The sequence below is a fragment of the Dictyobacter kobayashii genome (genome assembly GCF_003967555.1).
Taxonomy (GTDB): Bacteria; Chloroflexota; Ktedonobacteria; order Ktedonobacterales; family Ktedonobacteraceae; genus Dictyobacter; species Dictyobacter kobayashii.
Genome location: NZ_BIFS01000001.1, coordinates 4,019,978 through 4,038,571, shown reverse-complemented (window position 1 = coordinate 4,038,571; position 18,594 = coordinate 4,019,978). Strand labels below are relative to the sequence as shown.

Sequence of the window (18,594 nt, the reverse complement as noted above, 5' to 3'; positions counted from 1 at the left end):
CCCGATTAGGATGGAAAACACCAATGATTGCAGATCAAACCCTCGTTTCAAATTGGCATGTACAGGAAGACGAACTCGTACAGACAGAGCTCTCTCATGGCGAGCATACAATGCTGAAAGGTTCTGCACTGGAACAGTTCGAGTTTGGAGCCACCTTGCGCCTGAGCAAGCATAATGCGGAGGCATTGCCCTCCCTGGGTATCCTGGTCCAATATAGTGAACAGGAAAAACTCTATGTGTTCCTGTTCAAACAGCAGGAGCGCTGGGCCCTGGCCGTAGAGACCACAGGCGTTGCTCCGGTCGTCAATCGTGTCATCGCCTTGCCTGAGACCTTTGATCCTGCTGAATGGCATACCTTACACCTGATTCAAGACCAGGAGCAGTCCCATATTCACCTGGATGGTACAAAGGTATTAATGATCAGTGAGGCAAACCGGGCCGCTCAACCTGGCCTTATAACCGTCAATGCCGCGGCAGAGTTCTCTCGTGTCTGGCAAAAAGGCAGCAATGCCTAACAAAATATATAAAAAATAACGCCACAAGACAAAGTAACTCCAGTCTCCCTATACAAAGATGAGAGACTGGAGTTATTTTGTCCTGTGGGCATATAGTCGATACCTATTTGTTAGTAAACATTAGCATTATTATTTCACTGTTCCCTGCATATTGTTATTAGCAAAACGTTCGGCCCAGTCTCCTACGAATGGCAATTTTACGTATTTACCGCTCAGGGCACCGATTACCCCTACAAACCAGCCAATGGCAGCAATAATATGCATTAATACAAAAGCAAAGATGGCGAAGCCGCTCAAGAAGAAGATGTGCGCATGAATGATATTAAGAAAAGCAATAAAAAAGACTGTGTAGCCTCCAAAGAAGAGCAGAGACTGCATGGCATGAAAACGAATAAAGCGATTCTGTTTGATGAAGAGGAGCAATAACATTCCAGTTAACCAACCGGCTACGTAAGAGAGTACAGCCACCAGCTTAGACTCACCCGTTGGTTCCAGGGATATGAATGCAAAGTTGGGGGAAAACAAAGGAGTTCCAGCGCTAAAGGGTTGCTGTGGCGGATAAGGTTGTGAAGTTGCGCCACTCTGATTGCCTGGCTGCCGGGTGTAAAATTGCTGCTCATAGCGCTGGGGATCAGGCTGTGGAGCGGCATAATCAGTTGTATAGTATTGCTCCTGCTGCCCGCCTTCGTGCAGAGGATGATAAGGTTGCTGCATGGGACTGATTCCTTTCTCACTTGTTTTTATAGATCCGATAGTGAGAGTATAGAAGCAAGATGTGGAGAAATTATCGCAAATTTGTCACAAATTTGTCGCAATTAAAGTGCTTCTCCCAATAAACGGCATCATAATACAAAAAGCCGCCAGCTTCTCGGCTGGCGGCCAAATGTTGAGCTCGGATCAGGAATTGAGGCGACCCAGGCGTGGACGCTCACCGGGTTTGGGTTCGAGCGTCGGATACTCGTCCGCCAGGCGCAATGCCTCCGCAATCGCCCGCTCCAATTGCGGGTCCGTATCCTGGACAAAATCCTGGGGCGCAATATCTACTTCAATATCTGGATCGGTACCATAGTTCTCAACATTCCAGCCCACATCTTTGAACCAGAAAGAGAACTCTGGCTGGGTAGTAACCGTTCCATCTACCAGTTTATGCCGTGGATGGATGCCGATAACTCCACCCCAGGTACGTTTGCCGATCAAGGGACCCAGGCCCATCAGTTTAAAACTATGGCTAAAGATATCGCCGTCTGAACCAGCATGCTCATTGGTTAAGGCTACCATCGGCCCCGAGGCGATCCACCAGGATATGGCTCTGGCTGACCCCAGCGCGGGAAGTCGTAACCGATGCGTCGACGCGCCAGTTTCTCAAGCAACAACCCCGATACATTACCCCCGCCATTCCAACGTACATCTACCAGCAAAGCAGGATAATCATACTCGGCCAGGTAGCCACGATGGAACTCGGCATATCCATTGCCTCCCATGTCAGGGATATGGATATAGCCTACGCGGTTATTGGATACTTCATGGACAGTACGGCGATTGCTCTCGACCCACTCACGATAGCGAGCGGGGGTCTCACTGGCCAGTGCCTTTACGACCACAATACGAGTCTCTTTGGTCTCAGCATCCTCAATCGTCAACTGTACCTCATTGCCAGCCTGGTTCACCAGCAATTCCTGGGGGCCTCGATCTGGTCCAACCCGTTGACCATTGATGGCCAGGACGGCATCATTAACCTTGACGTTCAATCCAGGACCAGTAAATGGAGAGGTTGCCTGGCTCTCTGAGGGATCTCCCTTTACGATGCGCGCGATGCGATATCGCTCCTGCTCCCCATCATAGGCCCAATCAACGCCCAGGAAACCCTGGCGATAGTGGGGGCCGTTTCGCACATCACCGCCCATTTCGTACGCATGTGAGGTACCCAGTTCGCCATGCAGCTCCCATAAGAGATCGGATAATTCTGAACGTGAACTAATACGCTCAATGAGTGGGGCATATTGTTGATAGATAGCCTCCCAATCAATGCCGGACATATCTTCAGCCCAGAACTGCTCTCGCTGCAAGCGCCAGGCCTCGGCAAACATTTGTTTCCATTCAGCCGACGGCTGGACCGAAATCTTGACGCGTTGCAGGTCAAGCCAGCCACTATCACGATTAGGACGCTCATTGTTATTGTGCTCAGGCTTCAACTTCTCGCCAGCTTTGACCACGCGGAGCCGATGGTGATTATTATAGATCAGGAACTTGTTATCGCGCGAAAGGTCAAAATCGCTCACGCCATCGAACAATTTCTCGGTTTTATAATTCTCAAAATCATAGTATTCTAGCGTGCCTTTTCCGTGCACTGTATGCTGCAACACCCCTTCAACAGGATAAGACAGGAAGAGGGCCTTGCCTTTGATGCCACGAACTCGGGCATAGCGCCCTTCAGCCACCGGGAATGGCAAGATGCGCTCTCTGATACCGTCCAGGTCAATACTAATGGCAGCGACCTTCCTGGTCCCCTCGTCTTTCTTCTCTTTGTTCTCCTGATTGCCATCTTTGGGGGTCTCAGCTTCGGCCTGAGCTTTTTTCTCGCTACTATCTTCTTTCTCTTTTTCCTTTTCTTTTTCGTCAGGAACTTTCGCTTCAGGAATAAAAGGAGAGCGTAGATCTTTGCGTAAGAGAATCACATATGGCTTGACGCCACGTGGAAAACTCAGATCAAAATGCAGATTATCATGCACAGGATTGAAGATACGATGGCCCAGGAAATAGATATATTTGCCCTCTGGATCAAAGGCGGGCTCGCTATCCTCCAGAATAGGATCGGTTATCTGATGCGTCTCGCCCGTCTCAATTTTGCACAGTTTGATGGCGGTCTTATTCGGTGAGATCGCAAAGCCATAGGCGATCCAGGCGCCATCTGGCGACCAGGCCAGCCCTTCAATGCGCCCCGAGTCACTGCGATCCAGTACCTGCGAAGTGCCTTTATCCAGGTTCGCCAGGATTAATTCATTGCGATGATTAGCAATGGCGACCGCATTCTCTGTGGGGGAAACTTCGAGCCTGGTAACACGCCCGAACTCAATATCAGGAAAGGTTCTGGGCTCAACCGAGGCATCAGGCGTAAAAATGATCAATTCTTCGCGGCCAGGGGCATCGTGAATGGCTACGAGACGCTTTCCGTCAGCAAGCCATTCTAAGTAGCGATAGCGTACGCCATCGGCCTCTCCATACTGTAAAACAGGGCCTTCCCAGTTACCAAATGTAAAAGCTTTACCACGAGAGGTCAGACCTACCATGTGCCCCTGGGGATGCAGGGCATAGGTGTCAACGTAATTGGCTGCCTGCACAAATTTGCGGCTGCGTTGGGTACGAATACTGGGTAAGGTAATTTCTAAATGCTGCAGCTCTTCATTGCCTGGATCAAACAGGTAGAGGTCAGCCGCCGCATGATAGACAAGGCGTTTACCATCGGTTGAAAGATGGCGAGCATAGAAATCAGTATGCCGTGTATGCTGGCGCAAATCTTCGCCTTCAGGTGTACAGGAGTAGATATTTCCAACGCCTTCATGATCAGACAAGAAGTAGATACGCTCACCAATCCAACAGGGGTCGGCTACATTACCATTCAACTGTAACAGGCGCTTAAAATTGCCATCACCCTGGCGGTCACACCATAAATGCCCGGCCGTACCACCACGATAGCGCTTCCAGTGCGAGAATTCACGAATATTAATATTGCGACCAATGACCACACCACCATTACGACTATAAGATATATCATTAGCCATGCCCAGCGGGAGTTGGCGCGGCATACCACCAGTTGGCTTGATGGCATAGATCACTTCAAAGCGTCCCGCGAACTGGGCCGAATTACTGGAATAGAGGATCTCTTCTCCATCAGGTGACCAGCCAAGCACACGACAATTGCCAGCCTGGAAAGTTAAGCGCTGTGCTGGCCCTCCCTGGGCCGGCATAACATAGACCTCACTGGGACCCTCTTCACGCCCAACAAAGGCTAATAGAGCGCCATCAGGAGAAAAATGGGGATATCTCACTTCTCCAACGCCCGCAGTTAAACGCTCGGCTCGCCCTCCTTCGGTCGAAACTAACCAGAGATCATCCTCAGCAACGAAGACAATCTGGTCCTGGAAAATGTTTGGAAAACGTACGTAACCCTGTGATGGCATGCTGACTCCTTACCTGAAGTGTACGTGAAGACATAAGTACACGGCTTTGCTATTCATCAATCATGTGAGACGCTAACCTGGAGGCCTGCGCCTTTTCAATTAACTGAAAATTATGAATAGGTGGAACATAGTAGCACCAGTTACGGTATCTCTTGGATGAACTATATTGTAGCATAGCAATAGCCAGATCGTCTAAGAATGTGTCTTATCCTCATGATCTCCGCGATCTTCACACCTGAGTTTGAGCGCCAAAGGCGCCCGAGCTTTTTTCTTGTGTGGTGCAAAAGTGCGCCCATCGCACTTTTTGCACCACACAAGAAAAAAGCTCGGGCGCACCAGCGCACGTCCGTACAAGGGCGGAACGTTTCCCATGCTGATAAGAGTAAGACACATGCTAAATATGTGCCTCGATGAGTATATAAACGGAGATAGCAGCATTTCTCTACGAATTATGACAACGATAAACAGCAATCTTGCTATCTAGCTACCACTGGCATAGAATAAAATCTGATAGGAAAAAGAGCCATGAGAGCTACTTTCATATGGAGAGACAGCGATGACTATTAATACACAGCATGGAAGCCCGCAATTTCCTTCTCCCAGCAGTACCATAGCTTCATCCAGCCGTGAAATTATGGATGCCTCTATCCAGACACTAGTTGAGCAAAAAGAAAACTGGATACACACTCCCGTAGCAACACGGATAGCAATCGTAGATGCGTTAATTGCAGATTTTTCCGCGCTAGCACCCCGCTGGGTAGCGGCCAGTCTGGAGGCGAAGGGACTTGAGGAGGATTCTCCGTACGCCGGCGACGAGTGGGTAGCCGGCACCTGGACCTTATTACATAGTTTGCGTCAATTGCGCCAGGCCCTGGTCGATATCCAAAAAGATGGGCATCCTCATATTCCTGGTCCCGTGCGTACACGCCCCGATGGCCAGGTTACAGCCCAGGTCTTCCCATTTCGCTCCTATGACCGGGTCCTCTTCCCTGGTATCAGGGCCGAGGTCTGGATGCAACCAGGAGTAACCGCGGAGACGCTAGCTTCAACCCAGGCGATCAACTATCAGTCACAGACATCAGAGGGTAAGGTGGCGCTGGTGCTTGGCGCTGGCAATGTCGCCAGTATCGGCCCGATGGATGTACTCTATAAGCTCTTTACAGATAACCAGGTCGTCCTCTTCAAAGCAAATCCTGTCAATGCATATCTGGGTCCTTTGCTGGAAGAAAGTTTTCGCTCCCTGATCCAACCAGGCTATTTAAGGATCGTTTATGGTGGGGCGACAGAAGGTAGCTATCTCTGCCAGCATCCTGACATCGACGAGATCCATATTACAGGTTCAGACAAAACCTTTGATGCCATTGTCTTTGGCCCAGGAGCTGAAGGCGCGGCCCGTAAAGCAGCGCGGCAGCCGCTGGTAACCAAACGTGTTACCGGCGAACTGGGCAATGTCAGCCCCGTTATCGTTGTGCCTGGTCCCTGGACTGAGCAAGATCTTGCTTATCAGGCCGAGCATATCGCTTCGATGCTGGCCAATAATGCTGGCTACAATTGTAACGCAACCCGTGTGATCATCCAGCAGAAAAGCTGGTCTCAGCGCCAGGCTTTGCTCCAGCAGATCCGAGACGTCCTTTCACACCTGTCTACACGCACAGCCTATTATCCGGGTGCTCGTGAGCGCTATCAAGCCTTTCTGGATGCACATCCAGAGGCAGAACAGTTCGGTACCAGTAATCCACAACATCTCCCCTGGACCCTGATTGCGGATGTCGACTCTACCAATGCAGATGATATTTGCTTTACCACCGAGGCTTTCTGCAGCTTATTCTCAGAAACAGCCCTCGAAGCCACCAGTGTGGTCGAGTATATAGAGCGCGCCGTACAGTTCGCCAATGAACAACTCTGGGGGACCCTCAATATTACCTTGCTGGTACATCCTGGCTCCTTAAAAGATCCGGCTATCGCGGCGGCTGTCGATAAAGCTGTCGCGCAACTCCGCTATGGCAGTATTGGTATCAATTATTGGGCCGGCACCAGTTTTGTACTTGGATCAACAACCTGGGGGGCCTTCCCCGGCCACGAGATCTATGACATCCAGTCTGGCAATGATGTTGTGCATAATTCTTTGATGTTCTCTCAACCCCAGAAAAGCGTGCTCTACGCCCCATTCAGGAGCAAGCCCGCCCCACCCTGGTTTACCAACCAGTCCCGTATCTCACGCAAGCTCTTCAAACAGATGGTGCAGTTTGAGACGGCTCCCTCCTGGTGGAAAATTCCGGCCATCATTAAAACAGCGTTGTCTGGCTAAAACCTCACTAGAGCAACCCACATAACTACATACAACCATAAGAATAATAAGGAGGCCTGGCGTACGTACGTTGGACCTCCTTATTATTCTGCGGTCAAAAGTGGATTGGAATAATACACAGCAGTACAGATGTTTGTTTGTATGTAAGAAATTAATCAGTGGTCCATCAGAGCCAGTGGATATATGGCTCCCTGGTGGTATCTAATAAAAAATCTTTTCACAAATAACATTCAAATAACAAGGAGTGTTTCAATATGACCACCCTCCCTATGAGCAATTCTCAAAATGCTTCATTAGGTGAGCAGATAAATACTGTTCCTTTGTTTCAACCATATACATTACGCGGCCTGACCTTACGCAACCGTATCGCGGTAGCACCAATGTGTCAGTATTCTTCGACCGATGGTTTTGCGACTGATTGGCACCTGGTCCATTTAGGCTCATTTGCCGTTGGAGGCGCAGCCCTCGTCATGACCGAGGCCACCGCAGTGGAGGCCCGGGGACGCATTTCTCCCAGGATCTAGGCATCTATCGCGATGAGCATATAGAGATGCTGTCCCGCATTACCGCTTTCATTAAGTCCCAGGGCGCAATTCCAGCCATACAGTTGGCGCATGCAGGCAGAAAAGCCAGCACCTTTAGACCCTGGAGTGGTAATGGCGAGGTTGCTCGTGAAGACGGCGGTTGGGAAACAGTTGCGCCAAGCGCGATCCGCTTTGCTCAGAACTATCCTTTGCCTGTTGAACTTTCCAGCAGCGAGATCGCGAAAGTGGTACACAGCTTCCAGGAAGGGGCCCGTAGGGCGCTCAAGGCAGGTTTCCAGGTGCTTGAAATTCATGCCGCTCACGGTTACCTAGTCCATGAGTTCCTCTCACCTTACTCTAACCACCGCACCGATGAATATGGTGGCTCGCTCCAGAATCGTATGCGTTTCCTCCTGGAGGTTACAGATGCTATCCGCCAGGTCATGCCTGCCGAATTGCCTTTGTTGGTGCGTATATCGGCTAGCGATTGGATCGAGGGAGGATTGACCATCGAAGAGAGCGTTGAGATAGGCCGTGCGCTCAAAGAACATGGGGTAGACCTGGTCGATGTTTCCTCAGGAGGTAACGTTGAGAAAGTGAAAATCCCTGTTGCTCCTGGTTATCAGGTGCCTTTCGCCGAAGCTATTCGTCAACAGGCAGATATTGCGACGGGTGCAGTTGGTTTGATTACCGAAGCGACACAGGCCAATCAGATTGTAAGTCAACACCAGGCAGATATGGTCTTCCTGGCACGTGAGCTCTTACGCGATCCACATTGGCCATTAAGAGCCGCCCGAGAACTGTCACAGGATGTTACCTGGCCGAAACAGTACGAGCGGGCTAAGCTCTAAAAGCGCTTAAGGGGTTTACTTCTTTCAAAAAATGATCAGTCAGGACCATATCCAATGCTGCTCTCCCGTTATTGCTGAACATGATCCTGGCTGGTATAACGCCGTTGGTGCTCCTGCCTTGCTTCACGCAAGAGCGTCAGCGGCTTCACCAGAAAACCTACACATGCACCGTATTCATGCAGGATTGTCACCGTTTCGTGGGTCATAAAGTATTTACCATTCCCCACTACGCAATCGTTGATCACTAGCAACACACTAAAGCTGGTCTCGGCAGGCATCGAGACTAACACCTCCAGTAATTCTTGCGTCCCTACGACATCTATGCGCTGTGGTGACGAGATCCGATCATGCGGCGTCACCTTTTCTGGATAGATATATAGTTCTGCATGTCCAATAGCCATCGCATTCATAAACCAATCCTCCAACACAAACAATAATGTTCTTTGTATGTAATAGGCTTCACCAGCTTGTTTCGCTTCACTCTGTTACTCAGACAGGACAGCTTACCTATGCGGATAGAGTAAAAACGAGGCGGCACGTTCATAATCGAAGAGTAAACGCTGCATATCAACCAACAATTGTGTCACATTTGTAAGTTGTATGGCGATCTCATCACCTTTACTTGTACCAGTACCAATGTTTTCTTTTAAAAATTCCAGAAAGGCGGTACTATCTGCAACACGACTGGTGAGATGCTTTTTGACTTTATCCAGTTGCTGATGGCTGGCATAAACTTGTGCCAGAGGCGTAAAGTTATGCTGCTCCTCCATGCTCTCATCTTCAAAGATCTCGCGATAGGGATTTAATAATTGCACATCAGCTTCTCCTTGCATTGAAGAAAGCTTTTCGGTATCCAGGTGTACATTGTTCTGCTGCAATACCTCGGAAAGCAGGCGCACAAATTCCATGAAAATATAGTAGAGATCCGCGATGAATACACGGACACGTTGTAGAGGATCATCAGGCGAAATCTGATGCACAAAGGCCTCATAGGACCCATAGCTCGTCTCAATCAAGCGTTGTAGATTGTTAATAATCGTCATGATATCGTTAAAACGATTCACAAAGGTACCGATATTGGTTGCCTGCTGAGTATCCAGATAGACGTGGTACATGCGGTAGAGTGCCTGTAATGTTTGATCGACACTGCTAATTTCTTTTTGCTGGGCAACCGGTTCTGTACCGGTTATAGGTACCAGGATACCTTTGCTCTGCACTTTGGGAACCACCACGTTTTCGATCTCAGGAGATGTATTGGTAATCAATTGCGTCCGTAATGCCTCCAGTGCAGTGTCAATATCGTCTAACAATTCACCCTTTTGCGCTTCACTTAAGGTCAGGTTATACTTGACAACACTGCGACAGGTAAAGATGGTCGCAATGATATGTTCAAACTGATGCGATTGATGCCTTGATGCATCGTACGACATACGGGTTCCTTTCCCTCACTACCTATGCCACCTATCCAAAAACATTCAACGTTACAGTAACGGTCTGGGGAATAGCTTGTAATGTATTTTTGCTGGTATCACTGGCTGTAAACGTAATTTGACTATGATAAACATTCAAGAGCATGCCGTCTGCGTTTGCACTGACAAAGATCATACATCCATTAGCGTCGACGCTACCTGCAGAAGTTGAGAGTGAAAGCCAGTTGCTCGTATGGGCATCAATTTGTGCGCTCCAATTGATAGCTTGCCCATTACAGTCGCCAGTAGCACGTAAGGTGATGGCCTGAGCAGGAGGGGCAGTTTGCAGCAAGGACGCATCAAATGATAGAGATGAAGGAGCTACTTGCAATGTACAAGGCTGCACCACATTTATGACAACAGGAATGGTTTGAGGGCTCCCCGCCACAGCGCTACCTGCCGTGGTGGCCAAAGTAATTAAGATATGGGCACTGTAATTTCCAGCAGGCAGAAAATCTGTGCTGCTATGCACGACCAGGCCAATCGTCTGCCCCCCCTCAACAGTTCCTTGAGCAGGGCTAATAGCTACCAGGTTAGCATTATCACTGTTTGCTTGCCAGGATAGGGTTTGATCACTCATATTGGTCAGGTTGAGTAGCTGGTCATTAGGATCTCCATTCCCCTGAAAAGATTGGAAGCTCAACTGAGATGGAGAGAGCCGGAATTGCATATTCGACATACTCGTCCTGCTGCTTGCGCCACCAGAATTCGTATTAGTACTGGTCTCATTTGTCTTCTGCACCTGGCTATTTCTGACGGTAGGTGCAGTACTTTCATTACCCTGTATTGAAATGGGCGTATTTATAGCTGCGCTTTCAGAGGAGAGAACCGAAAGCTGTACATAGACGGTTTGTGTGCGACGTTCAGTAAAAAATATAATATATCCGTCATAAGTGCCCGGCTGTAAGGCAGTTGCAGCCACTGACACAGTCAGAGTCGCCGCTTGATTGATCGAGACCTGACCATGATCTGGGAAAACTTTGAGCCATGACGTCTGCGAAAATGCCTGCCAGGCCAACGGCCCTGGACAGTCCGCGGATAGACTCAGGCTGACATCCTGTTGGAGAGCGTTAGTCTGTCCTGAGACGCCGGAAAAGGCCAGATTCCCTACACTCGGAGTCACACCACAACGAGGTTGAATAGTTAAAGAAATCGCCACAGGCTGAGGGTTCTTGATTGTGTCTTGCCCTCCCACAAATGAGAGCACGCTACTATAAACACCTGGCAACAGGGTATTGGTATGGACAATTAAGCGAAGATTAGTTGTCTCTCTGGGCGCAAGTTCACCAGCAGAGGCATTGGTAGTTAGCCAGTTCATATTGGAGGATGATAGCATATTCTGATCGTCGCTGGTCATAGGAATCATGTTATTCAATGACCAGTGTAAAGGTACTGTACCGGGATTACTGATTGTAATTTGTTGTTCAGTTGGATTGGCTCCTCCGTCAATGGCAACGAATGAACGAACCGCGGGAGTTACAACCAGAGAAGACATGCCTTTTCCAGGCGCGGCTTGTACTTCCATTCTGACATGTATATTTACCGATTTTCCAGTGTTAGAAACAATCGTTACATTCCCCTGATAAGCACCTGGCAACAGATTAGCACGGCTGACGGCAAGAATAATACGTTGATGGTTACTGAACGTCCCTTGCATCGGTGTCAGGGTCAACCAGGATTGATCACTATTAGCCGTCCAACTCACAAATCCTCCGCCAGTGTTGGTGAATTGGATGGGTTGCAGGGCATTGGTATCAGGAATATCTTTTCCCATATCAAACCGGGTCTGCATGACATTTAAATGCGCTGACAATTCCTGGCCGGTCCCAATTACCTGCACCATAGTGGTCGCTACATAGTGCTCTCTCAGTTCTTCAGCTCCAAAGTAATGGGTACCAGCCCCCCAGTTATCCTCGACTAGAACATGCACATCAGCCATCCCTGAGGCTCCTACCACAATAAGGGACGATGGAGTATCCAGGCGGACCGCATCGGCCAGGTCGCGCGTTAGTAAAACGTGGGAGGCGGCTGGAAAATTACTTAAATGCAATAAAGCTACCTGGCCAGGATAGACCACGCCTGGTGAGATGGTCAGGACGGGCATGCTCGGGTAGGCGACTGGTGAGCAACATGAGAGGTAAAGACAAAAGAAAATAATAGGCTATCCAGCAGGAAAACGAACAGCGAGATTATAGTCAAGGTAATAAATAAGTGTCGTGAGTGGGTGAAGATATAAGAGCTATACCAGCGCAAAAAATGTTTCGCGCGTGAGCCTGGTCGCTTCGATGGCTGTGCATGCAAGGGCAGCAGACGCTGATTGCCCTCCATTTCCTCCTGATCCTGTACTACTAATTCAGCGCTTATAGATATTTCTATGTCATTTACTTGTTGAAATGCTAGCAAAGGTACAGAATCTACAGTAGGAGCAGAAATAGAGCGCGCGGGAGATTGTACACGCGAGAAAAAATCATTCTCAGCATCCAGTGAAACGCGATGGATTAATGATAATTGGCAAGCATCACAAAATACGGCACTTCCACAGCTTTTACCACATCGTAGGCATTCTTTCATGCTTATATATCCTGCACTCTCTACTTTATTCGCCACACCCGTGAAAACCTATGACTATATTTTAAATGTCCTGTATAAGGATAGCACTTAATCGCCATTTTATGCACCATATTCTATTCAAAATAGCCTATTTGTCTCGTAAATACATATCGATGTTTCACCAATATTTTCTTGTGCAAAACGCAAGCAACCGTTATACTTGAAAAAAGAAAAAAGGGAGGCGCAACCTGAAGGATCAGGTTGCGCCTCCCTTTTTGTTGCACTGCATGTGCGGACGTGCGCTGACGCGCCCGAATCTGTTTTATTATGAGTTGTAGGACATGTGCATCGCACATGTCCTACAACTCATAATAAAATATTATAAGCTTTCACGCATAGGAACTCATATGAATTTTCTTATGTGGTGCACATGTGCACATGTCCTATAACTCATAATAAAATATTATAAGCTTTCACGCATAGGAACTCATATGAATTTTCTTATGTGGTGCACATGTGCACATGTCCTATAACTCATAATAAAGTATTATGAGCTTTCACGCATAGGAACTCATATGAATTTTCTTATGTGGTGCACATGTGCACCACATAAGATGACCGTTTGAGTGCCGGAGGTGTAAGAGCTCAGGCATGGAGAGCGCGGCGATCACGAGGATCAGCTACACTCTCACATATGTAGTGCGGTGATCTTGAAGATCAGCTACACGCTTACATATGTCAGGGAAAAGAATATTAACCCAGCAACAGGTAGATATTCTGCAATAAACGCTTGACCTCTTGTAGGAAACGCGCCACAGTCGCACCGTATAGAATACGATGATCGGCTGACAATGTGACGTGCATGATATCCCGAATGACCGGCTGATTATCGATCGGAACAAAAGTTTTGCGCGCTGCTGCCACAGCCAGGATCGCAGATTGTGGAGGATTAATTACTGCCGCAAAGTCGGTAACATCCATCATGCCCAGATTTGAAATTGAGAATGTGCCGCCATCAAGGTCAGCTGGAGTGAGCTTGCCTGCCTGGGCTTTTGCCACCAGAGCTTTAGCTTCACGCGCAATGGTGCGCAACCCCTTGATATTGGCATCGCGAATGACTGGAACAACCAGGCCAGCTGGCACATCAACGGCAATACCGATATTGACATGTTTATGCAATATAAACTGTCCATCGCGATATGAGCCATTAACTTCAGGGAACTTTTCCAGGGCCAGGGCACAGGCTTTAATGATCAAATCATTCACACTGACCTTGACACCGCCTTCACCAGCATTCGCGTTGAGCTTCTGGCGCATTTCAAGCGCATCCGTCAGATCGATATCATTCCCAATATAGAAATGAGGCACACTCTGCTTAGACTCAGTCAGACGGCGTGCGATGGTTTTCTGCATAGTGGAAAGTGTGACGACCTCGGCATCCTCTGTAGATACCGGTGGTAGGCTGGTCACGGCAGGCGCAACCTGTGAAACCGTTGCGGCTGGAGCAACCTGTGGTGCAGTTCCCCCTGATGTGCGCTGCTGCTCGATATAATCTTCAATATCATCACGCACAATGCGACCACCAGGGCCAGTGCCTTTAATCTGCTGCAGATCGATTCCATGCTCTTCAGCCATGCGCCGCGCGAGTGGTGAGGACTTAATGGGTCCACCATTAACACGAGCATTCTGCACCAGATTAGGCTCAGCAGTAAGAGGCGCCTGGACGTTACTACTGCTTGCCTCACTCACAGCTGCAACCTTCTGCGAAGGCGCGAACACGGTCTGAGAGGCCGGAGACTGCTGCTGTGACTGTACGTTCGCGCCAGTCCCTAAGATCGCAATTGGCTGTCCAATAGGAGCCGTCTCGCCCTCAGAAACCAGAATCTGTTCCAATACGCCAGCATTAAATGACTCGATCTCCATATTGGCTTTATCGGTCTCAACCTCAGCAACCACCTCGCCCTTTTTTACCTCATCGCCAGGCTTCTTCAGCCAACGCGTGATTGTGCCTTCCTGCATAGTGTCACTGAGTCGGGGCATATTCACTTCGGGCATAATTATTTATCTCCTCCGGCGGGGCGCAAGTTCGTTGATGGCGTCTATTAGCTGCTTGGCGCCAGTCAGGGCAGCTGACTCCAGGGGCTTGGAATATGGCAAAGGTACTTCAACATTAGCTACGCGCTTGACAGGAGCATCCAAATAATCAAAGGCATCTTCCTGGATAGTCGCTGCGATTTCAGCACCAATACCATATGAGCGCCAATCTTCTTCAAAGATGATAGCTCGCCCGGTCTTTTTAACTGAATTAACAATAGTTTCTTTATCCAATGGGCGCAGTGAGCGAAGGTCAACCACCTCAACGCTCCATTTATTTTCCTGCTCCAGGCGGCGTGCTACATCTAAAGCCATAGATGCCATACGTGAGTAACTAATCACAGTCAGGTCTTTACCCTCTTTAGCAATTTTTGCTTTGCCAAAGGGAACCAGATAATCTTCTTCGGGGACATCGCCTTTTGTATTATAGAGCCCCAGGTGTTCAATAAAAATAACTGGATTGTTGTTACGAATCGCCGTCTTTAACATGCCTTTGGCATCCGCGGGCGTAGATGGTGCTACAACGTGCAAGCCAGGAATGTGGGCAAACCAGGTTTCAAGGTTCTGCGAGTGGGTCGCCGATAGCTGTTGGCCACCACCACCAGGAGTACGAATAACCATGGGGACCGGGGTTTGGCCGCCAAACATGTAGTGGATTTTGGCTGCGTGGTTCAGGATCTCGTCCATGGCCAGTACGATAAAATTAAAGGTCATGATCTCGACAACGGGGCGCAGGCCTAACATGGCTGCGCCTACAGCCATCCCAACAAATCCATTCTCGGCAATCGGGGTGTCTACGATACGCCTGGGCCCAAATTCTTTGAGCAAGCCAGCCGTGATTTTATATGAACCCTCAAAAACACCAATCTCTTCACCCATTAAAAAGACATTTTCGTCGCGCTTGAGTTCCTCACGCAATGTATCATTCAGGGCCTGTCGAAAACTTATTTCGGCCATTATTACTTACTCTCCTGTAGATGTTCGTCAGATGCATAGATATGGTCAAAGAGGGTCTCAACCGCTGGGAAGGGGCTTTCTTCGGCAAATCTGACGGATTCAGTTACCACTTGCTCAACCTGCTCTTCGATCGCGCTTAAACCCTGTTCGTCGATCAGGTGCGCATCTAACAGGCGCTTCGCAAAGGCTGGCACGGGATCGAAGGAGCGGCCACGCTTAACCAGTTCTTCGTCACGATAGCGATCCGGATCAATGACCGAGTGTCCACGATGGCGGAAGCTCACAGCCTCCACGATGTATGGCTCGTGCTCCTCACGGGCGGCACGGGCGGCACGGCGTACTGCATCGCGAACTGCGATGACATCGTTACCATCTACGCGCTCTCCACGCACATCAAAGGCACAACCCTTGCGATACAGTTCGGCCACCGCCGAGCCTTTTTCTACAGGTAGGCCCATGCCATACTGGTTGTTGACGATAAAGAAAATAACCGGTAGCTTGTAAATCTTAGCCAGGTTCAATGACTCATAGAACGGACCACCATTGGTTGCACCATCACCCATCTGAACGGCAACAACTTCATCTGATCCACGATATGCTACCGCGAACGCTGCTCCTACCGCTAACGGTACCTGCCCACCAACAATGCCATATCCACCCAACAAGCGATGTTCGAGGCTAAACATGTGCATAGAACCGCCACGACCATAGGAACAACCTGTCTCTTTGCCAAACAATTCAGCCATCACAGCATTTGCTGAGATGCCGCGGCCCAGTGCATATCCATGCTCTCGATAATTTGTATAGAGGTAATCTTTCTCTTCCAAGCCTGCACAGAATCCGACAACAGTGGCCTCTTCACCCAGGTTCAGATGACAATAGCCGCCAATACGGGCCATCTTGTACATCTCATCCGATTTTTCCTCAAAGCGACGGACAAGTAACATCTGGTGATAGTAGTTTACCAACGTCTCTCGATTTTCGTCTTCAGGCAGCGTGACGACACGAGGCTTATCTGTAGTGGTGGCGTCGCGTCCATCCGGTCGCTTTTGCTGCTCAGTACTCATGATGTCTCCTGATTTTTTTTTACTATTTGCTGGAGTTGGAGAATGTTCGTTTGTCTTAGGATAATTCTGACTCGTCTGGTGTGTGTACCCAAATACTCAGTGTTTTAACAGTCATATCCCACATAATTGTAACACGTATTGAAAAGTTTACCATGCTGTTTGTGGGTAAGTGACCTTCCAATAGGTAGAAGATACTGTTAGCTAGCTATCAAATCTTACACATGTTGGCTTTCACTAACAGGACAAACCATTCGTTATCATATCACAAGGCCAATTTCTCTGCCTATATGTCTTTTGTCTGTGTTCTTAGTTTTAAGGTAGACACTACAATATAGCAGGAAGCGATAAAAAAACAGCAGCACCGGATATCCCGGTGCTGCTGTTTTTTTATCGCTTCTTCAGTTCACGCCAATCGTTCTCTTGTACATCTACATCAAACTTTTTGGCCGCACGCTTGATACGTTTCCAGGCTTCGTCCTTCTCTGCATCGCTGACCCCTTCCACCTGGTCGAAGCGAGCCACTGCGTTGCGCACATGCGAGGCATCATTTAATGGCTCTTTGCGCTCCTTAGGGAAGGCAAAATCGCTATCAGAGAGCGTATCTCGTTTATGTGTATTTAAGTCTGCCATAGTGTCTTTCCTTTCGTGTAGAAGAGAAAGTAATCTCGCTTTTATGTTACACGAATGAGCGTTGAGACGAGATGAACCACCTTATGGCTGCATGGTGACCGCTTCTCTGGTCGCCGTATCCTTCACTGGCTGCATAGCTTTCTTGGATCTGGTATAGTACGCCCCCAGCTTTACACCAGGCAATTCGATACAGCGATAGAAGAGATAACACAAGGGTACCAGCAGACCAAATACGCAGAGCCAGTATAGTCCATAGCGCGCGCCAGCCGACCAGGAGACGAAATGTTGAAAGACATTATCCATCAACCAGAACAACGCTGGCTCATGCCAGATATAAAGCCCATAGGATAACATGCCCATCTTACACAGTGGAGCGCTTTCCCATAACCAGGTAATCACAGGAGGTCCAAAGAGCACACCAAGGATACATAGGCCAAAACTGATGGAGAAGCCAAGCTCACAGAGCCAGTTATGCGCTCCAATATAGGGCACCAAAGCTGAATACAAAGGAGTAATATACCAGAATGTCATGAAACAGAAACAGATTACACCGCTTAACCAGATACACCAGCTATAGCGCTTGATGAGCAGACTCATCGTTAACTCTGGCCGCCTCTGGGTCAGCAGGTAGCAGGAGCAGATGATCATTCCGATGGCAAAGTCCTCGAGATACTTTCCACTCTGTCCATAAATCACAAATCTGATGGCAGAATGCACATAAGATGGTACCCATAACTGCTGCTGAGGATTTATGTCCCAGGAATGTCCCCAGGCTCGCGTTGTGAGACCCCATAGTATCATTGCCAGCAAGCAGGTAAATAGCGTGGGCACCCTCCACTTATCATCACTTCTCGATACAAACCAGCGCATACCCAGAGCAATAAATGGTAAGAGCATATAATATTGCCACTCGACCGCCAGGGTCCAGAAAGGACCGTTGATAGCTTGATATGTATGGCTAGAGGAATCCATTAAAAAGGTAAGGAAGAAAGCAAGCTGTGGCCAATGATCGATATGTAAATAGATTGGCGCAGCAAATATGATCAGGAAAAAGAGCGCGAAATAATAACCCGGCCAGATGCGGCAGATACGCCGTATGTAAAAAGTACGCATTGAGGGCCAGGGCTCTTGAAAAATCATTGCTTTGGCATAGGGCAAAAAGAGCAGGAAACCGGACAACACAAAAAAGAGTGTTACACCATAACTACCAACCAGGGTTATGGCGCTAACAATATTCCCGACATCATTAAAGCTCCAGATGTGTTTCACACGAGTAAAGGTATTAACATGATAGAAAATCACCAGTAAACAGGCAAAACCACGCACACCATCTAACACAGTAATCGTGTTTTTTTTCGGGATAACTTTTGACGAAGCGATCAAGGCCATATATTCAATCCATATTATTATCTGATAGAACGATCATTCATTCACCTCCATTTATTGGCTCG

The 18,594-nt window shown here is 48.5% G+C and carries 13 protein-coding genes and 1 pseudogene; 3 read left to right on the top strand and 11 right to left on the bottom strand.

Translation table 11 applies throughout. The features are described from left to right. Positions 1–23 precede the first annotated feature (23 nt). Complete coding sequence (locus EL645_RS17740; protein ID WP_126551747.1) at positions 24–515, top strand: hypothetical protein; 492 nt, start codon at positions 24–26, stop codon at positions 513–515. A 129-nt stretch (positions 516–644) separates the two neighbouring features. Here EL645_RS17740 and EL645_RS17735 read toward each other — a convergent pair whose 3' ends face one another. From EL645_RS17735 to EL645_RS44280, 3 genes are all read right to left on the bottom strand, one after another. Continuing rightward, on the bottom strand, positions 645–1,229 hold the full coding sequence (locus tag EL645_RS17735) for a DUF4870 domain-containing protein (protein WP_126551746.1): 585 nt from the start codon (positions 1,227–1,229) through the stop codon (positions 645–647). Between the two features lie 183 nt (positions 1,230–1,412). Next, positions 1,413–1,793, bottom strand: a complete 381-nt coding sequence (locus tag EL645_RS44285) for a S41 family peptidase (RefSeq protein ID WP_281276320.1) — start codon at positions 1,791–1,793, stop codon at positions 1,413–1,415. Then, the gene (locus EL645_RS44280) at positions 1,787–4,693 is read right to left on the bottom strand and encodes a S41 family peptidase (RefSeq protein ID WP_281276319.1); all 2,907 of its coding nucleotides are present in this window, start codon (positions 4,691–4,693) and stop codon (positions 1,787–1,789) included. The genes EL645_RS44285 and EL645_RS44280 overlap by 7 nt, the downstream gene beginning before the upstream one ends. Positions 4,694–5,249: 556 nt before the next feature. On the opposite strand from EL645_RS44280, the gene EL645_RS17725 reads away from it, so the two are divergent. Both EL645_RS17725 and namA read left to right on the top strand, forming a co-directional pair. Then, a complete protein-coding gene (locus tag EL645_RS17725; RefSeq protein WP_126551745.1) occupies positions 5,250–7,001 on the top strand; it encodes an aldehyde dehydrogenase family protein in 1,752 nt (583 codons plus the stop codon). Between the two features lie 269 nt (positions 7,002–7,270). Next, positions 7,271–8,376: pseudogene (namA, locus tag EL645_RS17720) on the top strand (NADPH dehydrogenase NamA). 68 nt (positions 8,377–8,444) lie between these two features. Here namA and EL645_RS17715 read toward each other — a convergent pair. The 8 genes from EL645_RS17715 to EL645_RS17680 form a co-directional block, all read right to left on the bottom strand. After that, entirely contained in the window at positions 8,445–8,786 is a 342-nt protein-coding gene (locus tag EL645_RS17715) for a hypothetical protein (RefSeq protein ID WP_126551744.1), read from the bottom strand. A 93-nt stretch (positions 8,787–8,879) separates the two neighbouring features. Continuing rightward, on the bottom strand, positions 8,880–9,806 hold the full coding sequence (locus tag EL645_RS17710) for a hypothetical protein (RefSeq protein ID WP_126551743.1): 927 nt from the start codon (positions 9,804–9,806) through the stop codon (positions 8,880–8,882). A 31-nt stretch (positions 9,807–9,837) separates the two neighbouring features. Then, positions 9,838–11,949, bottom strand: coding sequence for a BACON domain-containing protein (locus tag EL645_RS17705; protein WP_126551742.1), 2,112 nt, complete (start codon positions 11,947–11,949; stop codon positions 9,838–9,840). Between the two features lie 1,199 nt (positions 11,950–13,148). Then, positions 13,149–14,450 carry a dihydrolipoamide acetyltransferase family protein gene (locus tag EL645_RS17700; RefSeq protein WP_126551741.1) on the bottom strand — a complete coding sequence of 434 codons (1,302 nt, stop codon included), beginning with the start codon at positions 14,448–14,450 and terminating at the stop codon, positions 13,149–13,151. Between the two features lie 6 nt (positions 14,451–14,456). Continuing rightward, positions 14,457–15,446 carry an alpha-ketoacid dehydrogenase subunit beta gene (locus tag EL645_RS17695; protein ID WP_126551740.1) on the bottom strand — a complete coding sequence of 330 codons (990 nt, stop codon included), beginning with the start codon at positions 15,444–15,446 and terminating at the stop codon, positions 14,457–14,459. Between the two features lie 2 nt (positions 15,447–15,448). Continuing rightward, positions 15,449–16,513 carry a pyruvate dehydrogenase (acetyl-transferring) E1 component subunit alpha gene (gene pdhA / locus EL645_RS17690; RefSeq protein ID WP_126551739.1) on the bottom strand — a complete coding sequence of 355 codons (1,065 nt, stop codon included), beginning with the start codon at positions 16,511–16,513 and terminating at the stop codon, positions 15,449–15,451. Between the two features lie 387 nt (positions 16,514–16,900). Then, a complete protein-coding gene (locus EL645_RS17685) occupies positions 16,901–17,143 on the bottom strand; it encodes a DUF6582 domain-containing protein (RefSeq protein ID WP_126551738.1) in 243 nt (80 codons plus the stop codon). An 81-nt stretch (positions 17,144–17,224) separates the two neighbouring features. After that, positions 17,225–18,532 carry an acyltransferase family protein gene (locus EL645_RS17680; RefSeq protein ID WP_126551737.1) on the bottom strand — a complete coding sequence of 436 codons (1,308 nt, stop codon included), beginning with the start codon at positions 18,530–18,532 and terminating at the stop codon, positions 17,225–17,227. Positions 18,533–18,594: the final 62 nt, after the last annotated feature.

What these genes read in the sequence shown, in the direction of transcription:
- EL645_RS17695 (WP_126551740.1), bottom strand. Translation starts at nt 15,446, where the DNA reads ATGGCCGAAATAAGTTTTCGACAGGCCCTGAATGATACATTGCGTGAG.
- EL645_RS17725 (WP_126551745.1), top strand. Translation starts at nt 5,250, where the DNA reads ATGACTATTAATACACAGCATGGAAGCCCGCAATTTCCTTCTCCCAGC.
- EL645_RS17715 (WP_126551744.1), bottom strand. Translation starts at nt 8,786, where the DNA reads ATGAATGCGATGGCTATTGGACATGCAGAACTATATATCTATCCAGAA.
- EL645_RS17740 (WP_126551747.1), top strand. Translation starts at nt 24, where the DNA reads ATGATTGCAGATCAAACCCTCGTTTCAAATTGGCATGTACAGGAAGAC.
- pdhA (WP_126551739.1), bottom strand. Translation starts at nt 16,513, where the DNA reads ATGAGTACTGAGCAGCAAAAGCGACCGGATGGACGCGACGCCACCACT.
- EL645_RS44285 (WP_281276320.1), bottom strand. Translation starts at nt 1,793, where the DNA reads ATGGTAGCCTTAACCAATGAGCATGCTGGTTCAGACGGCGATATCTTT.
- EL645_RS17705 (WP_126551742.1), bottom strand. Translation starts at nt 11,949, where the DNA reads ATGCCCGTCCTGACCATCTCACCAGGCGTGGTCTATCCTGGCCAGGTA.
- EL645_RS17680 (WP_126551737.1), bottom strand. Translation starts at nt 18,532, where the DNA reads ATGGCCTTGATCGCTTCGTCAAAAGTTATCCCGAAAAAAAACACGATT.
- EL645_RS17710 (WP_126551743.1), bottom strand. Translation starts at nt 9,806, where the DNA reads ATGTCGTACGATGCATCAAGGCATCAATCGCATCAGTTTGAACATATC.
- EL645_RS44280 (WP_281276319.1), bottom strand. Translation starts at nt 4,693, where the DNA reads ATGCCATCACAGGGTTACGTACGTTTTCCAAACATTTTCCAGGACCAG.
- EL645_RS17700 (WP_126551741.1), bottom strand. Translation starts at nt 14,450, where the DNA reads ATGCCCGAAGTGAATATGCCCCGACTCAGTGACACTATGCAGGAAGGC.
- EL645_RS17685 (WP_126551738.1), bottom strand. Translation starts at nt 17,143, where the DNA reads ATGGCAGACTTAAATACACATAAACGAGATACGCTCTCTGATAGCGAT.
- EL645_RS17735 (WP_126551746.1), bottom strand. Translation starts at nt 1,229, where the DNA reads ATGCAGCAACCTTATCATCCTCTGCACGAAGGCGGGCAGCAGGAGCAA.